Origin of the sequence: Nostoc sp. NMS8 (genome assembly GCF_017115045.1) — a bacterium.
In the GTDB taxonomy this organism is placed as follows: Bacteria; Cyanobacteriota; Cyanobacteriia; order Cyanobacteriales; family Nostocaceae; genus Nostoc.
In genome coordinates, this window is the sequence record NZ_JABXKK010000082.1 from 1 (window position 1) to 20556 (window position 20556).

Below are 20556 nucleotides of genomic sequence, written 5' to 3' on the forward strand. Positions count from 1 at the left end.
TGACCCCTCACCCCTAAAACATTGGTTTGGCGTTGCTTTCCCGCCCTGAAATAAATTTCGGGCTAATAGCTCAAGTCCGTTGAAACGGACAAAAATCAGAGTAATGAGAAATCATGGGTGTAAATCTCCTATTACAGCAGTTTTCGATCAAACCCGTCACAAAAATAAATCATAAAACAAAGCCCAGTATTGCTTTTATTTGTGGCACGTTTGATTGCAATTCGCTGTAATTCGTCAACAGTCTCATCGAATTCGCGGCTATACAAACACTCGTCTGCCTCAGCTGACTAAGGAAAATAAACCCACAGAGGTGGGTTTGCCCTTTTAACTGCGGTAAGCTATGACGGCATAAAACGGATCTCCTCCAGCAGCACCCAACCACTGTAAGAAATTTGGTAATGTTGATTTATGAGCTATCACTTCTGCCGTTGTGAAGCCGGGGATTGAGGCGAAGTACTCTTTGACTAATTCCACTCGAACGGTTTCTGAAGCCTCCCGCCAAGCCTGAATCGCCTTTTCAAAAAACATCCGGTTAGAAAAGCTGGTAATTGCGACACCACCGGGTTTCAAGATGCGGTAAATTTCGGAAAATACGGCTTCTGGATATTGCACATACTGCACAGATACGCAGTTGAGAACAGCATCAAAATCTTTATCTGGTAATGGTAGCTGCGGATTGTCGTTAAGATTTTGCACAAAGTAATGATTTAAGCGGGGATTACGTGCCAGTTCTTCGGCGTTGAGTCCATGTCCCTCTATATGGGAAAACGGCATCTCTTCTGGCAGATGAGATACCCAGCTGCTCATCATATCAAAAATGCGAGTGTTGGGTTTCAGGCGATCGCGATATAAATCCGTTAGCTGTTGAATAAATCCTTCATCGACATGGGTGACGAAGCGGGGATAGGCATAGAACAGCTTATCGTCTGTATCGTCTAATTTCAGGCGTTGATTCGGTTTTAACTGCATAAATCTCTGTTTTGGAGAACTTTTCGGAAAATTACAGCAATCTCAGGTATTTTTAAAAAATCACTATGTAAGATATTTTAATAACAGCAGGATATTTAATAATTCAAAATTCAAAATTTAAAATTCAAAACATTCAGACGTTCGCGTAGCGTCTCGTCGAGAATAGAAGCGCTTTGCGCGGGTTCCCCGCGTTGTGGCAACTGACGCTCCTCCGTCGCTAACGCTAACGGGGGATTTAAACTCCTACTAAGACTGATACTACATATAAATGTAGGGGTCTTAAACCCTTGATTTGACGATAACCGAGTCTAAATAGCAGCATTCAATTTTATCAATTCAATGTTCTATAAACTACACTTCTTGCAGTATCTTTGGCGACAAATCTGCCTAGTCAGATTATTACCCTATTTGAGTTTGTCCGCTTGGATACTGCCCTTATTATTATTTACTTCTGGTAACAATAGTCTTATGGCACATGATGAAGCACTTTACGCATCGCGTGCCCGTCTGATGTTTGACTCTGGTAATTGGATGACTCCTTGGGAAAATGCACATCATAAAACCCCTGGCCCTTATTGGTTAATTGCCAGTTTCTACAAGCTGTTTGGGATGAGTGATACTAGTGCGCGTATTCCTAGTATGATCGCTGGCATTTTTAGCTTATGGCTGGTGTATGAAATTAGCAGAATTATGCTAGGCAAAAAAATAGCTTGGTTAGCTGCTGCAATTTTAAGTGTGGAATTTCTCTGGTTACAATACTGTCGTTTAAGCACACCTGATGTACCAATGATTTTCTTGGTACTTTTAGCTATTTATTCTTTAATAAAAACGGAATTATACCCTAAATATCGATATCTTTGGAGTTTTATCGCTGGCTTTAGTTTAGGTTTAGGCTTCTTAGTCAGAAGCTTTATGATTTTTTTACCAATTATAGCTTTATTCCCTTATTTAATTTGGGAACATCACCGTCATCGTCATCTTGCTAACCCAATTTTATATCTAGGCTTTTTAGTAGGTTTAATCCCTACCTTTGTTTGGCTGTGGTTAAGCTGGCTACACTACGGCAATAATAGTTTTGAGGAGTTACTTAAATTTGTTGTACAGCTAGGTTCTGATGACTCTTATAATCACGGGCCACTGTTTTATGTATGGAATATTCTTTTCAAAGCATTTCCCTGGGCTTTTTTTGGAATTTTAGGTTTCTTTTTGACTCTCCATCGTCCGATTAATCGTTACCAGTTAATATTAGTTGGTTTTCCACTTACGCTATTTGTAGAACTTAGTCTTTTTAACACTCGTTACCCTCACTATGGTCTTTGTCTTTATCCTTTTATAGCTTTGTTTGCATCTGTAGGATTAAGCTGGTTAGGCAACATTTACCAGACAGAGATTTATTCAGAATTTCCTCTTCAAAAAAGCAAAAATAAGATATTAAAGCTTTTTGCAAAGAATAATCTTCCTCGAAATCTCAGCTATGGCTTTGGTGGATTCGGTGTTTTACTTGTAATAGCAAGTACTATTATTCTAACTTGGGGTAGTTCTGATATCCACAAGTATGCAGCTATTGGCTTGGCTATGGGGTTGGGTTGGTTAATTTTACCTGTAGTCTGGATTAGTCGTTACCACTTTGGTAAAAAGTTTCTCACCGCACGTTATTGGATTGCAGGATGGTTAATTCCCTGTTGGTTGGCTTTGGCGACGATGGGTAGCATTGGGATGTTAAGTGACTATAACCCTGTTTTGAAAACTTTTTTACAACAAAGTGCGATCGCCTCTATTGTCCAATCTCATCCTACCTACTATGTGCAAATAGACCAGAAAACCCAAGTACTGTTTGAGTTCTATCTTCCTATTCCTGCCAAACAAGTAGCCTCTATTTCCCAAATACCAGCTTTGAGCTATGCTTGGATATATACTGAGCAGTCCCCTAAATTGTCTCGGCCTCACCGCATTATCAGTACAGTTAAAGAGTATCAGTTAATTCAATTTCTTTCCTAAGATAGATGCAATGCATCTATTGCTAAAAAAGACTAATTTAGTTATAATAGTACGTACACTAAGTATTTTACTAAATGGTTTCTACATCTAATCACTCCCCAACTTTAGAGTCGTGGCAGCATAATCTGGCACCATACAACTTGGGCTATAGAATCAAATTAGTCTCACAACTGCTCAGTCGCAAGTTTACTGAGAGGTTAGAACCGTTTGGATTGACGCCATTTCATTGGCTGGTATTGTGCTGTCTTTGGCAAGAAGATGGTTTACCTACTTCTAGTATTGGGGATAAACTCAAACAAGTGGGAGGCACTTTAACAGGCGTACTAGATCGGATGGAAGAACGCGGTTTGGTGCGTCGAGAACGCGACACCCACGATCGCCGCATCTGGCGAATCTGGCTCACGGATGCAGGTAAGGAACTAGAAGCTGTGTTACCGCCAATCGCCGCAGCTGTGCGTGATGAAGCGATGGAAGGTATTTCTTTTGCTGACCGGGAACTGTTTTCTCAAATGTTGAATCGGGCGATCGCTAACCTCTCCTAAAGATGATCCCACAATCACCCGGTCGGGTGAGGCAGTGTAAACATTTATTTTGAGATAATATTACGCATACTAAGGAAATAAGTTTTTTTCAGGAAATAGTACGCATTCTAAATAAACGATTATCAATCAAATTATCGAACGAGAAGGGAGTTAAGAATCATGGGTACTAATACTTTGAACGGACGCAACGGACACAAAACCCCAATTTTAGAAAAAGAAGTGATTCCTGATTCAGAGATTTTAGAAACTGTTACCGCAGAGACATCTGCAACAGCAGAAGCACCTGTTGTAACTCCTGAGATCGAAAAAGAAGTTCCAGCGAAGCGCAAAAGACCGACTGGTTTAATTTTGGCAGGATTAGGCGTGGGTGCGATCGCCGCAGGTGCTTTTGGTTATCACTACTGGCAATATGCCTCCACCCATCAAGAAACAGATAACGCCACCGTTGCGGGAAACATTCACCAAATTAGTAGCCGCATTCCTGGAACTGTAAGTCAGGTGCTAGTGAATGATAACCAACTCGTGCAACCGGGACAATTGTTAGTGGAGTTAGATCCACGGGACTATCAAAGTCAGGTACAACAAGCACAAGCCGCCCTAGAAAATGCTCGTGGTCAGGCAGAAGCGGCTCAAGCAAATATTGCTTTAACTTCACAAACCACTACTGGTAAGACAACTCAAGCGCAAGGTGATGTCAGTGGTGCAGTAGCAGCAATTTCCACAGCCCAAGCAGCAGTACAAGAAGCCCAAGCAGGAATACCAGCAGCACAAGCTGAAGTCAGACTAGCCCAAGCGGGGATTCCTGCCGCCCAAGCGCAGGTAGCGCAAGCAAATGCGAATTTGGAAAATGCCCAAGCAGATTACAATCGTTACAACCAGTTGTATCAATCAGGTGCGATCGCTCGTCAGCAATTGGATACAGCCAAGGCCGCTTATAATGTAGCGACGGCACAGAAAAACGCTGCAATTCAAGGAGTAGAACAAGCCCAAGCTAAATTAGCCTCCGCGAAAGTTGGTGTTGCCAAAGCCCAGTCTCAATTAGCGCAGGCGCAAGAGAATGTTACTAACGCCCAAGCTAAATTGGCAGCATCCAAGGGAGGATTGCAACAAGCTACCGCAGGCGGACAAGATACAACAGTGAAACGTAGTCAATACGAAGCGGCAAAAGCGGCGATCGCGCAATCAGAGGCATCGCTTAAAGATGCACAGTTGCAACTATCCTACGCCAATGTTACCGCCCCCAGTGCCGGACGCATCGGTAGGAAAAACGTGGAAGTTGGCAACCGAATTGCGGCGGGAACACCATTAATGGCGATCGTGGATAACAACTATTGGGTAGTTGCGAACTTCAAAGAAACTCAATTAGAAAAGATGCGTCCAGGAGAGGCAGTAGAAATTAAGCTCGATAGTTTCCCTCATCACACCTTTATTGGTCGTGTTGACAGTATTTCGCCAGCTTCCGGCGCTCAGTTTGCTTTATTACCACCGGATAATGCTACGGGTAACTTTACTAAAGTTGTCCAACGTATTCCAGTAAAAGTAGTTTTCGACCAAAAGAGTATTCAAGGGTATGAATCACGGATTACTCCGGGGATGTCTGCGGAAGTTGCTGTAGAAGTCAAGTAATACCAAATTATACAGAGATGAGCTAGACTGTGGTACAAAGTTAGGCGATCGCCTCGGATGAAAGATAAGACGCGATGAATCGCCGTCAAGACAAAAGACTGATTATTGTAGATACGGCGATTTATCGCGTCTTTGAGATTTATGATTTTCATCAAAAAATCTTAACCGAACGGTAATGAGCGATCGCTCATTACAGCAGTTTTCATCTATCTAAGCTCCGAGGGTCAGTTTCCAACCCTCGGAATTTTTGTAAGTATACAAAAAATGAATGTATCAAAAATATCAATCTTTGACAAACAACTCTGATAGTATGATAAGTTTTAATAAATTCTTGCTGATATTGATAATTTTCAACCTGGCTTTGGGCAAAAGACCTTGTAAGTATCTAAATACTCAGGGAATTTGCACAGTGGTTAGGGTGACATGAACAACAGAGCAAACCAAAGGCATGAAGAACATCATGTAATACAATATTTCTCTATATTCAAGCGAGTGTTGATTTTCGTTGCAGAGATGTTTATGTCAAGTAGCCTTGCTGCTAGAGGGGTAATACTGCGGTTGTTGCAAAATTTCCAGCCTTCCAGATTTTACTGGTTAAGACTCAGACACTCATTTGTGAAAACTCAAGCTGTTCCTCTACCTGATAATGAAGCAGAAAGACTCAAAGCCCTGGCGGACTACAACATCCTAGATACTCTACCCGAACAAGCATTTGATGATATAACTGCTCTTGCTGCCTACATTTGTAAGACTCCAATTGCTCTAATTAGCTTAGTTGATGCCGATCGCCAATGGTTTAAATCTAAGGTTGGACTACAAGGTAGTGAAACACCCAGAGATTGGGCTTTTTGCTCCCATGCCATTCTTGAACCAAAGGATATATTGGTGATTCCCAACGCCATTAAGGATGATCGCTTTAATAACAATCCCTTAGTCAAAGGTAATCCCAAAATTCGTTTCTATGCTGGCGCCCCTCTAATTACACCCGATGGTCTTCCCATTGGGACTTTGTGTGTTTTGGATACCACTCCTCATCATCTAAGTTACCAGCAGTTAGATGCACTGCGCCGCCTAAGTCGTCAAGCGATCGCTCAAATGGAACTCATTCAGGAAGTTCGCAACCGCAAACAAGCGTCCCTGACTGATGAATTAACCGGTCTGCATAACCGACGTGGTTTCTTCCTGATGGCTGAACAAGAGTTAAAAATTGCTCACCGGATGAAAGCATTGTGCTGGGTTATCTTCATTGATTTAGATGGACTCAAACAGATTAACGACAACCTTGGTCACGATATGGGAGATACCTTAATTATTGATGCGGGTCGATTACTCAAGCAAAGTTTTCGCAGTTCTGATATTGTTGCTCGCTTGGGTGGAGATGAGTTCATTGTTTTCATCTCCAGCTACTTTAAGGACGCTGATAGTATCCAAGAGTATCTGCAAGCAAATATCGCCAACTTTAATCAACAACAAAACCGTAATTATGAACTTTCGATGAGTATGGGGATAGAGTGTTACTTACCAGAAAGTGATATGTCACTAGAAGAAGTGATTGCCAGGTCTGACAAATTAATGTACGCTCAGAAGCGTCTGAAGCGGCAATCTTTTACATAATTTATTTCTTGGAAGTCCCTTAGAACTAGACACTAAAGTAAAAAATTAATTTTTAAGCAGATTCTTTCCCCAATCCACAGTCCCCCATCCCCAATCCCCAGATTAAGATGGAATTTTAAGGCTTAATGACAAAAGGCGATCGCTCATGACTACTGAAAATAATCCAGCAGCGATATTGCAACCTACAGCCGTTGTGGATTGGGAACCCCCCATGCCACCTACAGATTTAATATTTGATGATGGTGAACCCTTGGAATCTAATCGCCACCGGATTGCTATGAATGTCCTCATTCGGTCATTGCAGCAGGCTTGGACTGATCGCAATGATTATTTTACTGGGGGAAATATGTTTATTTACTATAGCAGTACCCAAGTTCGTAACCGTGACTTTCGGGGGCCAGATTTTTTTGCCGTGTTGAATGTTGAGGGTAATAACTCCAGACAAGGTTGGGTAGTGTGGGAAGAAAATGGGCGTTATCCTGACGTAATTGTGGAATTAATGTCATCATCAACCGCAGCAATAGACAAAAGTATTAAGAAAAATCTTTACGAACAAACTTTTCATACCTCAGATTATTTTGTCTATGACCCCTTTGATCTTAATTCTTTGCAGGGATGGCATTTAGACGATAATCAACAATACCAGCCTTTGACTTCAAATGAGCGCAATTGGCTATGGTGTAGACGTTTAAATTTCTGGTTGGGAACTTGGGAAGGAACCATAGACAGAGAAACGGCGATCTGGTTGCGATTTTATGATGTCGCAGGCAATTTAGTTTTGTTACCAGAAGAAGCTGCAAAAGCACGAGAGGAAGAAGCGAAAGCACGGGAGGAAGAAACAAAAGCAAGAGCCGAACGTTTAGCGGCTAAATTAAGAGAATTAGGTGAGAATCCAGATTTGTTGTGAGTAATTTTGTAATTCCGATGAAAAGTACTGTAAATCCTTAGCTGGAAGCGACCTAACTAATCTTCATGTCCGGTTTTTTCTTGGCAACTCGATCTGAAATCAAAGCCTTGACATTCTGTAGCTTTCAGGAATTGCCTAACTGCACCACCAGGCTGACAACTCACTAAAGTTGAACCCACCACAGCCAGTGTAACTACAGTGGCTAGTCCCAGCACAGTCGTTTGTTTTCTCGGTTTGATTGTACTGACTAAAGTATCTATCTTGGTGGCAGTACCAACAACTTCAATTGCTTCTTGAAGTGTTTTTAAAGCAACAGATGCCTTGGCATAGCGACGTTTTCGGTTGCGTTCTACCATTCTCATTAACCACGACCGAAAATGCGGACTGATTTGAGGAACTAATTTTTGGACATTAAAGCGATAGTTATCATCAATTAAATTCCCAATGTCAACAGAACGGGTATTGGTAAGTAAGCAAATCAGGGTTGCTCCTAAACTATATAAATCTGATGCCTCAGTCAGGGCATGACCAAACTGTTCCTCTGGTGGCATAAAACCTGGCGTTCCAGCTACAAAACTGCTCAGGGCTATTTTTGCATCCTGCATTCTCGCTAAACCAAAATCAACTAGGTAAGCATTGAGTTGTTCATCAACCAAAATATTCTCTGGCTTAATATCCCGATGAATAATTGGAGGAACTTGCTTTTGTAAATCAACCAAAATTTCTAAGATTGACAGAGCAATTTGCTTGATTTCTTCAGGATGAAAGCTGCGTTTTAAACCCAGAGATGGCGCATTTTTATATTCCTGTACCAGATAAAAAAAACCTGGAATTTCAAAGGAATCTATATAACGAGGGATGCGGGAATGATTCAGTTTTTGCAGAATTTCAATTTCGCGCTGATATACTTTCACTCCTGACAAATCAGCACTCGCACGAGTAAAACAAAACTCTTTAATCACCACCTGTTGATTAGAGTTGAGGACATTAGCTAGGTAAGTAATACGTCCCGCTTCACTATTGCGTCCTAGCTCGGTGATGACTTGATAGCCTTGTTTAGAAAAATCTGGATGGTGATTTAAGGGAATTACCCTTTTTTGTCCATTCTGCACACCAAGCTCCATTATACACACCACATGAGTTTGATTTTTTCAAGGTGTAATTAAAAAACTTAGATCCGTTCACCCAGATTGTTAGCCCCATTTTTCTCCTGTTTGGGCTAAGGCACATTGGCAGAAAGGCAAAATTATCATCACCTTTGCGCTAGCCAATCAACAATCTGGGCATTGACAACATCTGGAACCTCATCGTGGGGACAATGACCGGCATTGGGAATGGGAACAATTTTAATTTCTTTGCCATTCTCACGCGCCTTTTCGTAAATCTTTGCCCCAGTAATTGGTGTCCAGGGATCGTCAGCACCCCAAATTACTAGTAAAGGACGTTCTACTTTGGGCAAAAGTTCCTCTGGATTGGGGCCAGGCGGGGCTGTGAGAATGGAGGCAAAGACTTGTTGCGCTCCTGGATCACAAGAGGGAGTATAAAGTAAATCAACTAATTCATCAGTGACGGCTTGGCGATCGCGGTAAACTTGGTAGAGGGTACGACGAATTTGGGCTTTTTGGCGGATACGGTTATAGACAAATTTACCTGTAATTGGCGATCGCACAAACCGATTAAAAGCTGCCATCACCATCCGTAGCGGCGGGTTCAATTCGTGGGGACGATGACTCAACCCACCCGCAGAGTTAATTAAAATACCACCAGCAGCAATTTCTGGATATTCTACCAATACAATCAAGCTCAAAAGTGCGCCGATAGAGTTGCCAATAAACACAGCAGGTTCGTGTATGTGTGCTGTGCAAAAATCTTTCAGCAGTTCCACCCAAACTTCTACACTGTAATCAATAAGTGCTTTATCAGAACCACCAAAACCTAAAAGGTCTATAGCAAACACCTGGTAGCCAGCATTAGCTAAAACTGGGATATTTTTACGCCAGTGTCCAATAGAAGCGCCAAAGCCGTGAACCAGTACCAAAGGGCGTCCTGTACCCATGACAGTATACTGAATTTTGTAACCTTGCCAAGTCCAAATGAATTTTTCAAAGGCGTCTTGAGTTGCAAGCTGCTGTGTCGTTACAGTCATTATGAAGATTAATAAAGTGTTTCTTTAATATAGTAATGTTCTCTGACCGAAATCTGAGTGGTGAGTTGTGAGTACTGAGTGCTGAGTAAAAAAAAGCAATAATCACACTCATAACTCAACACTCCTAACTCCTAACTCAGCACTCATTAGATGTTAGTTCCATCTAGCCCAAGGGATTAATAAGTCGAGGGATACCAAATAGCCCTGTGACTTTTTAGACGAATGGTAGTGTGGGATGAAATACATAATTCAAAGTAACTTTGCTCATTTGAGCAAATTTGTTCTTACTGCAACCTCTGTAGCAATATTTTCGCCAATATCTTCTGCCTATGCAGCTTTAGGGTTCTCTACCACCGTCGCCCAAATAACAGATAATTCCACAGAACAACAACTTTTAGCCCATAAAGAAGTAGAAACAAGGAATCGCCCCACTATCCAACGGCAAACTGTGACGACAGTAAGCCGTAACGTTTCGGTAAAAGCGAAAAAAACAGGTTTTAGCCTTGCCATTTGGCAACCATCTGGTAACTTTTCAGAAGTGATTGCTCGCATTTCTGTCAAGAGTAAAAGTAGTAAGGGCTATTTAAAAGAGCAGTTTTTGGGTGATTACAAATACAAGATTAAGCAAAAAGCAAAATTTGTTAAGGGGTTAAAAGCTAGCGATCGCATCGTCGTGCGATTGTATGATGTTCAAAACCGCTTTATTGGCTACAGCGAATTTGAATCTTTGTCGGCAAATACCACAGTTAACTTGATTTTGTCAGCCAAACCTACAGAATACCCAGTAGTTCGTACTGTTTATGGTGTTGATGCTGACCAAAACGGCACTATTGACGCTGGTACTACCACTTACGACTACTTCACCCAAGTCAGAAATCAACGTGTTATTTTCCTGAGTAGTTCCCAAACCTTCCAAGGTAGTCAGTTCCAAATAGAAGATTTATCAAAAATTGCAGCCGCTAGTGTTTATCCCGTCTCTTTCACGGAGGGCGAGTATGCTTTAGTGCGTCAGTCGTTTGTGAATATTTTTAGTTCCGACTTGGCAAAGGTTTTGCAAGCTACTCCTGGCAGCTTGGTGCAGGTGATTGAAGTCAGGGATAACTCTAGCTACGACATCAGCCAAATGCTGATAAATTATCGCCAAGTCAGACTGTCTCGCCCTGTGAAGGTTGCGTTTTCTGATGTTTCCATAGACTACTGGGCTAAAGATTTTATTGCCGAATTGGCCTCAATGGAAATTATCGAAGGTTTTCCTAATGGAACTTTCCGCCCTGATGCACCAGTAACTCGTGCCCAATTTGCGGCAATGCTGCGAAAAGCTTTTGCCAAGGGGAAAATTCGCCAAGCAGTAGCATTTAAAGATGTCTCAACTAAATCTTGGGCTTACAATGCCATCAACGAAGTTTATCAGATGGGCTTTTTAAACACTGTTATTGGCAAAGATTTTAACCCCAGCCAAAGCCTTTCTCGCCTTGACGTTTTGGTAGCATTAGCGCGGGGATTAAATTATCAAACTAGTGCTTCCACAGATACAATCTTATCTGTTTACAGCGATGCAACTACTATTCCTCATGAATATCGCAGTCTGATTGCAGCTTTGACACAACGCGGTATAGTCGTCAATTATCCCAATGTGAAGATGCTAAATGCTGAACGGGTAGCAACCAGGTCTGAAGTGTCTGCTTTACTATATCAAGCCCTGTCTAGTACTGGACAGGTAACAAATATTTCTTCGCAATACGTCGTTGGACAACAAATTGCAGACTGAAACTTCGACAGATAAATTAATCCAATATTGTGGGGTGGGCATCCTGCCATTGGTGTCAACTTAACGCGAAACCGCTTGTCCGCCGGGAATTGAAATTCCCGTACAATAGCTAAAGTCATCTGAAGATGACTAAATATCGCCAAAAATCTCCAGTCTACTTCAGTAGACTTTAGCTATTAGCGCGAAAATTTATTTCCGGGCGGGCATGGAAGCCAACATTTAAGCTATTTCCAGCTTAAGCTGACACGATTGATAATGAAGAGAGGCGTTATCTTCACAAAACTTATGTTTTTAACTTGGTTAGACAGTAACTCTTGGCTGCTGGAAATTGGTGGTAAACGAATATTAATTGACCCTTGGCTGGTTGGTTCGTTAATTTTCAGTAATTTGGATTGGTTATTTAAAGGTTCGCGATCGCAAAATCGCCCAATTCCAGATAATATTGATTTGATCTTGCTGTCTCAGGGTTTAGAAGACCATGCACACCCACCAACCCTTAAGCTACTCGACCACAGCATCAAAGTTGTAGCTTCTCCCAATGCTGCCAAGGTAGTACAGCAGTTAGGTTACACCCAAGTTACAGTATTGGCTCATGGTGAAACTTTCACTTTAGATAATCAAGTTGAAATCAAGGCTTTCCCCGGCTCTCCCATTGGCCCGACTCTGGTAGAAAATAGTTATCTCCTTAAAGATTTTGAGAGTGGTTTAACTGTATACTACGAACCTCACGGGTATCATTCTCCGCAACTTCAGCAAGTTGCACCTATCGATGTAGTGATTACACCGTTTGTTGACATGACGCTTCCTTTGCTTGGGCCGATTATTAAAGGACAAAATAGTGCTTTAGAAGTAGTAAAATCATTACGGCCTCAAGTAATAATACCCACAGCAGCAGGTGGGGATGTGTCCTTTGAAGGATTGCTGATGAAATTGATTCAAACTAAAGGAAATGCTGAGGAATTTCGCTCGTCACTTGAGAAAAATAATCTGGCGACGCAAGTACTTGAACCGAAACCAGGCGATCGCTTTGAACTACCATTAGAAAAACGAGCATTAGCAATCTAAGTTAGCTCAATTCTACCAGGCGATTAGAAATCGCGGTTATACAAACTTAGTCCACCTCCGTGGACTAAGAGAAAATCAAGGTTTTTTAACCCACGGAGGTGAGTTTTGCCTGTGTAGCCGCGACTTCTAGTTGCCAGGCTCTTTATGAATTATCTTGCATATATACTTTTCTAATCGGAAAAGGAATTTGAATTCCTACTTGCTGATAGCGTTTATGTAATTTTTTCACAAATAGATGCTTACCCATACGCTGATCAAAGTATTCACTGACACGCATATAAAGCGTAAAATCTATACTAAAATCGTTAAAAGTATGAAATCTGATATATGGTTCATTTTCTTTTAATTCTGGTGCAATTTCTTGCATGACTTCAATGGCTACTTCTACAGTCACTTTTTCAACTTGTTCCAAATCGCTATCATAACTGACACCCACATCCATTGTTAAAGTAATTTCTTTTGCGGGTAAATGATAATTTGTGAAAATTGCGGAAGATAATTTCGAGTTGGGAACAATGACTATATTATTGGAAATTTCTTTAATTGTCGTATTACGCCAAGAAATATCTATGACATATCCCTCATGCCCAGCATCTAATTTTACATAGTCACCAGTTCTAACTTGCTTAGAAATAATTAAGTAAAAACCAGAAAACAAATTGGCGAGTGTGTCTTGAAGTGCCAAACCAACTGCTAAACCACCAATACCTAAAGTCGTAATTATCGGTGTAATTTCAATACCCACCGTTTGTAATATGATTAATGTCCCCAAAACTAAAATAGTAGCCTTAGCCAGGTTAGAAATTAGTGAAGTGGGAACCCCTTCTGCTCTCTGAATAAATAAATTAAGAAAACCAGCAGTCAATTTGGCTAAGACTAGGGTTACTGAATACAGCAATGCGATCGTCAAAACTTTTTGCAGTACGATCGCAATATCCGGTTTCAGAGGTGCGCTCATAACTGCCCAAAAAAAGCCGCCAATGACAAACCAAAGAAAAGTCATGCGGTGCAGAGACTAAAATATGATATTACCCCCGGCAATTCGTTTATTATTAACGAATGATTCTAGTTTTTTGAAGATAACTTTTTCACCAATTATTCCAGCTAGTAAGCCAGCTAGAATAAACACTATCGGCGGAATCCATTCCATCATATCAATTTTAAATTTGTAATTTTAGATTTAGTAAAAGAGTATTTTCGCTGTGATTATGACTAAATTTTACCTGGTTGTCAGACTAGCTGCTTGAGATTTTCTTTCCTTATGGATTTGCCAATTATTTACCACCCAGATTACGTTGCTCCCCTACCTGAAGGACATCGTTTTCCGATGCCTAAGTTCCGACAACTCTACGAATTGCTGTTAGCTGATGGTGTCGCGAATCAAGAACAATTTCACACCCCTGAACGTCCACCGTCAGAATTGATAGAGTTAGTCCATACCTCAAGCTACGTTCAAGCTTATTGTGAAGGAACCATAGATGCCAAAGCACAGCGACGCATTGGTTTGCCTTGGAGTCTAGCATTAGCGAATCGTACCTGTGTAGCGGTAGGTGGTACAATACTGACTGCGAAACTAGCACTAAGTCAAGGTTTAGCTTGTAATACGGCTGGTGGAACTCATCATGCCTTTCCTAGTTATGGATCTGGTTTTTGTATTTTCAACGATTTAGCGATCGCCTGTCGCGTTTTACAAAAATTTGGACTCGTCCAAAAAATTCTGATTGTAGATTTGGATGTCCATCAAGGGGACGGCACAGCTTTTATCTTCCAAGACGACGACAGCGTTTTTACTTTTTCCATGCACTGCGAAGTCAATTTCCCCGGTACAAAACAAAATAGCGATTTGGATGTTCCTTTGCCGATAGGAATGGAGGATGACGCCTATTTACAAACTTTGGCAAATTACTTATCAGATTTATTGTCTAAAGTCAAGCCAGACTTAGTATTTTATGATGCTGGTGTTGACCCTCATATAGGCGATCGCTTGGGAAAATTAGCCTTAACCGATGCTGGCATTTTTCGGCGGGAAATGCAGGTTTTGAGTACCTGTATGAATAGCGGTTATCCCGTCGCCTGCGTCATTGGGGGCGGTTATGCTGATGATATGAAATCTTTAGTTTGGCGGCATTCCTTACTACATCGCGCCGCTAGTGAAGTTTATCAGCAGTATAAACTTTGATACAGCCTCTATTCTTTGGAAGCCCCTTAGATGAGAAAATTGGGAAAAGCAATAACAGTAATAATATTAAGTACATTGTTAGGAATTCCGTTAACTATTTTATCGCTGTGGTATCAGAATCCTCCAGGTTGTGAACAACTCTGTTCAAGTGAACCATGTCCTCCAAATGCGTGTATGGGTGGTGATTCTTTAACAGCTAGGTTCCCATTCCCAATAGTGCATGACGGCGAGGTTGGTAGCTCACCTACAGGTGGCTGGGGGAGAATCGGGGTTGAAGATTTTTTCAGCATAAATTTTGGGGCATTTTTATTAGATGCCTTGTTTTACGGTGTCATAATAATCATGCTTTTTGCGATTACAAAAAGTATTTTTAAATCCGTAAAACGTTCAATAAGGTTGGGCTAATACGGACAAGGTAAATAGTGGATGAACGGCAAACTCAGAGTCTACCAACTAGCAAAAGAATTAAATTTAGATAGTAAGAAGCTATTATTAATTTGTGAAAAGCTCAAAATTGTAGTCAAAAGTCATACCAGTACAATCTCAGAAACCGAAGTTGAACGTATTCGTCTAGCGGTAAATAAACTAACAGCAAAATCCTCGAAAACTACTAAAATAACCTCTGAAGATTGGGGCTATACGTTTATAGCTTCAGCAATTGATAGCTTTATCCGCCATCTTGAAGGTGAAACCGCTCTGAAATCATATCCCGAATTTCGGGAGCGGCGCGATCGCGCCAATGAGTTAATGTATGAGTGTGTCGGTAAAAAGCCTTCTCTATTTTATGTGCGTCGCAAAGGCGCGGGGAAAGAGGCAAGAGAAGAAATTTGGGATTTGACAATAGCAACAGACTCCGATGATTTTCCGTTACCCGCAAGACTTGAAAAGCTCAGAAAAACATTAGGATTTAGAGCGGCTGTACCAAAAGATGGACGCGGCGGTTTAAAAATACTTTCGGCTCAATTATTACAACCCTCACGGGGACACGCCGACAGCTATGCTATACCTTGTCGCTTGCGTTTGCTGCCTAATCATCAGCATCATCTTGACATTCCGCCAGCGACATTGAAACGCATTGCAACTGCACCCGTTTGTGGCGAAAATGTACCCACAGAAGATCAGCTTAAAGCTTGGAAAGCGTTTTTGCAAATTGAAGAAAAAATTGCGAAAGCGCGTCAGTTTTGTGTGCGTTACGTAAGTCATAACTATAACTTCAAAAGACGAATCAGTTTTGAAATTGATGTACCTTCAGCCACCCTTGACGGCTTTTATCAGAATTCCCTCGACGTGGACAATTTTTGGGAACGAGCAAGACGCACCAAAAACGAAGATTTGAAGCTTTTTGAAACTGCTCCCGTCGGCAAAAACTGGATTAGCGGTCGTCAATTAGGGACTGTTGAGGAAGTTGACCCCAACCGTTGTATTATCAGCCTCAGATTAGAACGCGATTTAGCTGAATTTATGGCAACAGAGCGTTATAAATTACCAGATACAGGATTTTTATGTTTCGAGGCAGTGGGTGATATTCAGCAGATTCAGCGTAAGAAAAAAGCTTTAGATGATTTGAATAATGGTTACACTCAAAATCCATACTTAGGTAACTTTTTATTCGATGCTTCTCAGGCTAGACAAATTAAAACAACCGTTGAACTTCAACCACAAGATTTATTATTATCTTCTGCTAATCCTGGTCAGAAAGCAGCAGTAGAAAAGGTACTTGCTGCCAAGGATCTTGTTCTCATTCAAGGGCCACCGGGTACTGGTAAAACTACCGTAATTGCTGAGATTTGCTATCAAATTGCCCTTCGCGGTGGACGCACTTTAATTGCTTCTCAAGCCAATTTAGCAGTAGATAATGCCCTAAGCCGATTAGTTCATAACCCTGTAATTCGCGCTGTACGTAAAGGAAGAGCCGAGAAAGTTGGGGAAGAAGGACAGCCATTTTTAGAAGACCAAGTGATCGGTAGATGGCTAGAAAATACAGCTTATGACTGTGAAAATAATATTACACAACGACTTGAAAATATCCAAACTTTCAGTCAATTACTGGCATCATCAGAAAGATTCACGGCTTACTTACAAGCGGAAGAAGAATTTAATCAGCAACAGAATAAATTTTATAAAAATAAGATCAAATTAGAGACTAACTTTAAAAATCAAGAAAAATCTTATAACGAAACTGTAGAAAAGCATAACGAGGTTGAATTACTAATCTTAAGACTAGAAAATATATTAAGTACTGCACCAAATATCAATTGGGAAGCTTCAAAAGTTACAGATTTTTTGCCACTTCTTAAGCCCTATATAGAAGGTAACAATTTAGTAGAAGAATTTTTAGTAAATGTTCGTCAAACCATTAAGTATACTGATGAACTTGGCTTTGTGCGTCCGACGCTTGGTGCTTTTGGTTTAGCGGCTTGGTTACGTGAAACAGTAGCCACAGAAATTTCTAAATTTAAAACTGCTTTGACTTATGCTCAAAATGCATGTAAAGCTATATCAGAAGTTGCAGTTTCAGTTCAGGTTGTCAAACAAAATTTCGCATCATTAAATCAACTTCAACCAGATTATCAGCAATATCTTAATAAGCTACAAAACCTACAGCAAACAATCCAGATATGGGAAAATCGCAAACGGGAAATCGATTATATTATCTCAGCCGTTAAGGAATGGAAATCTACAGCACCTTCTCATCTGTATCAAACTTTAAAAGATTGTCACCAATCAGGTTTACCACTAACAGAGAATTTAGTGGATTTGCCTTTAGGTTTGTTGATGTTTGCTAATACATTAAAATTGCCAATAGTACCGAAGATATACAAAATTAGCCTTCCAGAATGGGAAGTATTAGCAAAGGCGATCGCTTATGAAATAGACGGAGGTTTTGCTGACAGGAAAGGTAAACAGCATAATTTTAGTTATTTTTTACAACAAAATTTTAGTCAGATTCCAATGGTGCTATCGAAGAGCGATCGCACCCAATGGCAAGAAACCTATCAGCAGTTTAATAATTATCAGCTACTCAACCCTAAACAGCGAAAATTATTAGTTGAAAATACTCAAGCTTTTTTAAATAGAATTCAAAAAACTTATGGTACATCGTGGGAATGGAATAAGATTGACTCTACTCTCACCCGAATTACCCAAGAATTGCTAGATGTCATCCTTGCAAATGCGCGTCAATGCGTTTTAAAAGTCAAAACTGAAACAGATCAACAGCTTCAGCATCTACAACGACTATTAAATGAACTTCAGAAAAATGAAGTTAGCCAACAGCAAATATCTATTACTCAATCTGAGGTAGAAAAATCACAGCAGGATGCTAATTTGCAACTTGGACAAGTAATAAATATCTTGCAAGAACTTAGTCAACAAAATATACCTGCTCAATTACGCATTATCGTTGAAAAATATCTTGCAACACAATCAAATATTTGGGAGCAACCACAAGAATTTTCAAATCAAGTAAATTATTGGCAAACTTCCATCAGTCACCTTGAAACCTTAATTTCATTGTTAGAACCTTTTGCTGTACTGGAGATAATTAAACATTCTCTAAATGAGCATTTATCAAAGTTACAACAAGAAAATGAATGCTCCTTACAGCAGCTTCAAAAATTAAAAATTAGCCTACGTGAAATAGAACAAACATTACAACCACAGCCATCAGAATATTTAATAATAGAAAGAAATTGGTGGTTAACTGAATGGCAACGAATACCGGATAAATTTAAGCCTGAAAATTATTTTGATGACTTGTTTAATATAGAGTTATTACACAGCATCAATATTAAGTTTGAATCTTGGCAACAACAAATCCAAAAAGATGAAACTTATCTCAATAAATATCAGAATTTTGTACAAGATTGGATCGGGAAATTAAGACAGCCAAATGAACGCGATCGCGACGATTTAAGACGTATATATTTAGATAATGCCAACGTCGTCGGTATCACCTGTGTGCAAGCTGCAAATAGAGGCTTTTCTGAAGAATTCAAATCCTTTGATGTCGTCATCATTGATGAAGTTAGCAAATGTACTCCACCAGAGTTACTAATCCCCGCATTGAAAGGTAAAAAATTAGTCATGGTAGGCGATCATCGGCAATTACCACCCATGCTTGATACTAGCACTTTAGAAGAAGTTGCCCAAACAATTGGCAATACAAGAGACGAACTCCAATTCTTAGAAGAATCACTGTTTAAAAGTCAGTTTGAATCTGCTGATGAAAGCATTAAACAAATGCTAACTACCCAGTATCGAATGCACCCATCTATTATGGGAGCAATCAATCAGTTTTATGACGGTAAATTAGAATCTGGTATTTTGGAGCCAGATACAAAACGCGCACATCATCTAGCAGGCGAAATTGTCCAAAACTCTCAGCATCTTATCTGGGTAAAAACGCCTATCGAAAATCAGTTTTTAGAGCAACGAAACGGAACTTCTTACTTTAATACTCCAGAAATCGATGCGATTGAATGTCTGTGTCAACAGTTCGAGAATACTTGGGCTTCTAAAGTTGCTAATGGTGAACCAAAAAAAGAAATTGCCGTAATTACATTTTATGGCGCTCAATTAAGAAAAATTGATGAACGTCTGCAATCTGAACTTTTCCCTTCATTAGAAATTCGTACAGGGACAGTAGACAGATTTCAAGGGATGGAAAGACCTGTTGTAATTGTGAGTATGGTTCGTAATAATAGCAAAGGAGATGTAGGATTTGCGAAGAAACCAGAACGGGTAAATGTTGCATTTTCTCGCGCCCAAGAACTCTTGATAATTGTAGGTTGTCATAATTTATTTACCCATCAATCAGGTAAAGTTGGAAGTATGTATTCTGAAGTTTCAAATATTGTCAGTCTTCATGGAGGTTTGGTTGATGTTTTTCGCCTCTTCAGTTAAACCTACGTGAATTCGATTGCTCATATAATATCTACCCAATTTGCTTAATCAAAAAACCTCTCCCTGGTTTTACTACGCAAAACCAGGGAGAGGTTCGTCGAACTCACGTTAAACCTATTGATGACAACCTCTAGAATTTTCTAGAATAAATTGAGGTGAACTACTAGCTAAGTTGCCTGTATAAATAGATAGTTACTATTTTATGTACTATCTATTACATTGGTATTAATGAGATGCAGTCCCTCATCTAGCGTTACTTCTTGCTAAGATTCAATTTTCTGTTACCCTTACCAGCAATTCCATTTCCCCTTTAACCAAGAAATATTTAGATCCGATCTTTTCTGGAAAAGAGATTGTGGCATGTGTAGTAACAAAGCACATATCACTTGATGCTTAATTTAGCTCAAGGGGGTCTAATGATTGATCGCTTTGTAAATCTAATTTTTATCGATTCTTTCGCCCTAGCAATTAACTTAACGTTTGGTAAGTTGCTTCACACTAAAATCTGCAACTATTCATGGGATGGAATGGTAAGTGATGAGCTTTCAACACCAGAAAGCGGAGTTAGTTCTTCGCCATCCTTAGAGGAAGATATCACCACTCATATTTCATAAAGCCTACTTAGAGACTATTTATAAAGTAAATCCTAAGTAAGGTGTGTTAGGGCTTTGCTATTACGCACGGTGTTACATGACGGTGCGTTAGCACTTTGATGAAATTTTTGTAACAAATTATCTAAGAACATACGCCTAATAGACCGTACAATAATTTTGTTTTTACTTTATAAATAACCTCTTGAGCTAATGTACTTTTAATTTGCATAACTAGGGCGGGCAA

The 20556-nt window shown here is 40.2% G+C and carries 14 protein-coding genes and 1 pseudogene; 11 read left to right on the plus strand and 4 right to left on the minus strand.

From position 1 onward, the window contains the following. Nucleotides 1-324: 324 nt before the first annotated feature. Nucleotides 325-969, minus strand: a complete 645-nt coding sequence (locus tag HWQ39_RS15055) for a class I SAM-dependent methyltransferase (protein ID WP_292846230.1) — start codon at nucleotides 967-969, stop codon at nucleotides 325-327. Between the two features lie 339 nt (nucleotides 970-1308). Here HWQ39_RS15055 and HWQ39_RS15060 point away from each other — a divergent pair, with 339 nt between their 5' ends. From HWQ39_RS15060 to HWQ39_RS15080, 5 genes are all read left to right on the plus strand, one after another. Further along, the gene (locus HWQ39_RS15060; protein WP_292846233.1) at nucleotides 1309-2967 is read left to right on the plus strand and encodes a glycosyltransferase family 39 protein; all 1659 of its coding nucleotides are present in this window, start codon (nucleotides 1309-1311) and stop codon (nucleotides 2965-2967) included. Nucleotides 2968-3041: 74 nt separating this feature from the next. Next, nucleotides 3042-3509, plus strand: coding sequence for a MarR family transcriptional regulator (locus tag HWQ39_RS15065; RefSeq protein WP_292846236.1), 468 nt, complete (start codon nucleotides 3042-3044; stop codon nucleotides 3507-3509). A 159-nt stretch (nucleotides 3510-3668) separates the two neighbouring features. Next, nucleotides 3669-5135 carry an HlyD family secretion protein gene (locus HWQ39_RS15070; protein ID WP_292846239.1) on the plus strand — a complete coding sequence of 489 codons (1467 nt, stop codon included), beginning with the start codon at nucleotides 3669-3671 and terminating at the stop codon, nucleotides 5133-5135. 423 nt (nucleotides 5136-5558) lie between these two features. Next, complete coding sequence (locus HWQ39_RS15075; RefSeq protein ID WP_292846242.1) at nucleotides 5559-6749, plus strand: sensor domain-containing diguanylate cyclase; 1191 nt, start codon at nucleotides 5559-5561, stop codon at nucleotides 6747-6749. Nucleotides 6750-6894: 145 nt separating this feature from the next. Continuing rightward, the gene (locus HWQ39_RS15080; protein WP_292846245.1) at nucleotides 6895-7656 is read left to right on the plus strand and encodes a Uma2 family endonuclease; all 762 of its coding nucleotides are present in this window, start codon (nucleotides 6895-6897) and stop codon (nucleotides 7654-7656) included. Between the two features lie 56 nt (nucleotides 7657-7712). Here HWQ39_RS15080 and HWQ39_RS15085 read toward each other — a convergent pair whose 3' ends face one another. Both HWQ39_RS15085 and HWQ39_RS15090 read right to left on the minus strand, forming a co-directional pair. Then, nucleotides 7713-8780, minus strand: a complete 1068-nt coding sequence (locus HWQ39_RS15085; RefSeq protein ID WP_292846248.1) for a serine/threonine-protein kinase — start codon at nucleotides 8778-8780, stop codon at nucleotides 7713-7715. A 128-nt stretch (nucleotides 8781-8908) separates the two neighbouring features. Next, nucleotides 8909-9802, minus strand: a complete 894-nt coding sequence (locus HWQ39_RS15090) for an alpha/beta fold hydrolase (RefSeq protein WP_292846251.1) — start codon at nucleotides 9800-9802, stop codon at nucleotides 8909-8911. A 235-nt stretch (nucleotides 9803-10037) separates the two neighbouring features. Here HWQ39_RS15090 and HWQ39_RS15095 point away from each other — a divergent pair, with 235 nt between their 5' ends. Together HWQ39_RS15095 and HWQ39_RS15100 are read left to right on the plus strand one after the other, a co-directional pair. Then, nucleotides 10038-11570 (plus strand): S-layer homology domain-containing protein, encoded by a 1533-nt coding sequence (locus tag HWQ39_RS15095; protein ID WP_292846254.1) that lies wholly within the window; start codon nucleotides 10038-10040, stop codon nucleotides 11568-11570. 285 nt (nucleotides 11571-11855) lie between these two features. Beyond that, on the plus strand, nucleotides 11856-12635 hold the full coding sequence (locus tag HWQ39_RS15100) for an MBL fold metallo-hydrolase (protein ID WP_292846257.1): 780 nt from the start codon (nucleotides 11856-11858) through the stop codon (nucleotides 12633-12635). A gap of 142 nt (nucleotides 12636-12777) precedes the next feature. Here HWQ39_RS15100 and HWQ39_RS15105 read toward each other — a convergent pair. Further along, nucleotides 12778-13788, minus strand: a pseudogene (locus HWQ39_RS15105) (mechanosensitive ion channel family protein). A gap of 108 nt (nucleotides 13789-13896) precedes the next feature. On the opposite strand from HWQ39_RS15105, the gene HWQ39_RS15110 reads away from it, so the two are divergent. The 4 genes from HWQ39_RS15110 (at nucleotide 13897) to HWQ39_RS15125 (ending at nucleotide 20333) form a co-directional block, all read left to right on the plus strand. Next, nucleotides 13897-14814, plus strand: a complete 918-nt coding sequence (locus HWQ39_RS15110; RefSeq protein ID WP_292846260.1) for a histone deacetylase — start codon at nucleotides 13897-13899, stop codon at nucleotides 14812-14814. Nucleotides 14815-14988: 174 nt separating this feature from the next. Further along, nucleotides 14989-15219 carry a hypothetical protein gene (locus tag HWQ39_RS15115; protein ID WP_292846263.1) on the plus strand — a complete coding sequence of 77 codons (231 nt, stop codon included), beginning with the start codon at nucleotides 14989-14991 and terminating at the stop codon, nucleotides 15217-15219. 21 nt (nucleotides 15220-15240) lie between these two features. Beyond that, nucleotides 15241-19719, plus strand: a complete 4479-nt coding sequence (locus tag HWQ39_RS15120; protein WP_292846265.1) for a translation initiation factor IF-2 N-terminal domain-containing protein — start codon at nucleotides 15241-15243, stop codon at nucleotides 19717-19719. Between the two features lie 416 nt (nucleotides 19720-20135). After that, the gene (locus HWQ39_RS15125; RefSeq protein WP_292846268.1) at nucleotides 20136-20333 is read left to right on the plus strand and encodes a hypothetical protein; all 198 of its coding nucleotides are present in this window, start codon (nucleotides 20136-20138) and stop codon (nucleotides 20331-20333) included. Nucleotides 20334-20556: the final 223 nt, after the last annotated feature.

What these genes read in the sequence shown, in the direction of transcription:
- HWQ39_RS15055 (WP_292846230.1), bottom strand. Translation starts at nt 969, where the DNA reads ATGCAGTTAAAACCGAATCAACGCCTGAAATTAGACGATACAGACGAT.
- HWQ39_RS15060 (WP_292846233.1), top strand. Translation starts at nt 1,309, where the DNA reads ATGTTCTATAAACTACACTTCTTGCAGTATCTTTGGCGACAAATCTGC.
- HWQ39_RS15065 (WP_292846236.1), top strand. Translation starts at nt 3,042, where the DNA reads ATGGTTTCTACATCTAATCACTCCCCAACTTTAGAGTCGTGGCAGCAT.
- HWQ39_RS15070 (WP_292846239.1), top strand. Translation starts at nt 3,669, where the DNA reads ATGGGTACTAATACTTTGAACGGACGCAACGGACACAAAACCCCAATT.
- HWQ39_RS15075 (WP_292846242.1), top strand. Translation starts at nt 5,559, where the DNA reads ATGAACAACAGAGCAAACCAAAGGCATGAAGAACATCATGTAATACAA.
- HWQ39_RS15080 (WP_292846245.1), top strand. Translation starts at nt 6,895, where the DNA reads ATGACTACTGAAAATAATCCAGCAGCGATATTGCAACCTACAGCCGTT.
- HWQ39_RS15085 (WP_292846248.1), bottom strand. Translation starts at nt 8,780, where the DNA reads ATGGAGCTTGGTGTGCAGAATGGACAAAAAAGGGTAATTCCCTTAAAT.
- HWQ39_RS15090 (WP_292846251.1), bottom strand. Translation starts at nt 9,802, where the DNA reads ATGACTGTAACGACACAGCAGCTTGCAACTCAAGACGCCTTTGAAAAA.
- HWQ39_RS15095 (WP_292846254.1), top strand. Translation starts at nt 10,038, where the DNA reads ATGAAATACATAATTCAAAGTAACTTTGCTCATTTGAGCAAATTTGTT.
- HWQ39_RS15100 (WP_292846257.1), top strand. Translation starts at nt 11,856, where the DNA reads ATGTTTTTAACTTGGTTAGACAGTAACTCTTGGCTGCTGGAAATTGGT.
- HWQ39_RS15110 (WP_292846260.1), top strand. Translation starts at nt 13,897, where the DNA reads ATGGATTTGCCAATTATTTACCACCCAGATTACGTTGCTCCCCTACCT.
- HWQ39_RS15115 (WP_292846263.1), top strand. Translation starts at nt 14,989, where the DNA reads ATGGGTGGTGATTCTTTAACAGCTAGGTTCCCATTCCCAATAGTGCAT.
- HWQ39_RS15120 (WP_292846265.1), top strand. Translation starts at nt 15,241, where the DNA reads ATGAACGGCAAACTCAGAGTCTACCAACTAGCAAAAGAATTAAATTTA.
- HWQ39_RS15125 (WP_292846268.1), top strand. Translation starts at nt 20,136, where the DNA reads ATGATTGATCGCTTTGTAAATCTAATTTTTATCGATTCTTTCGCCCTA.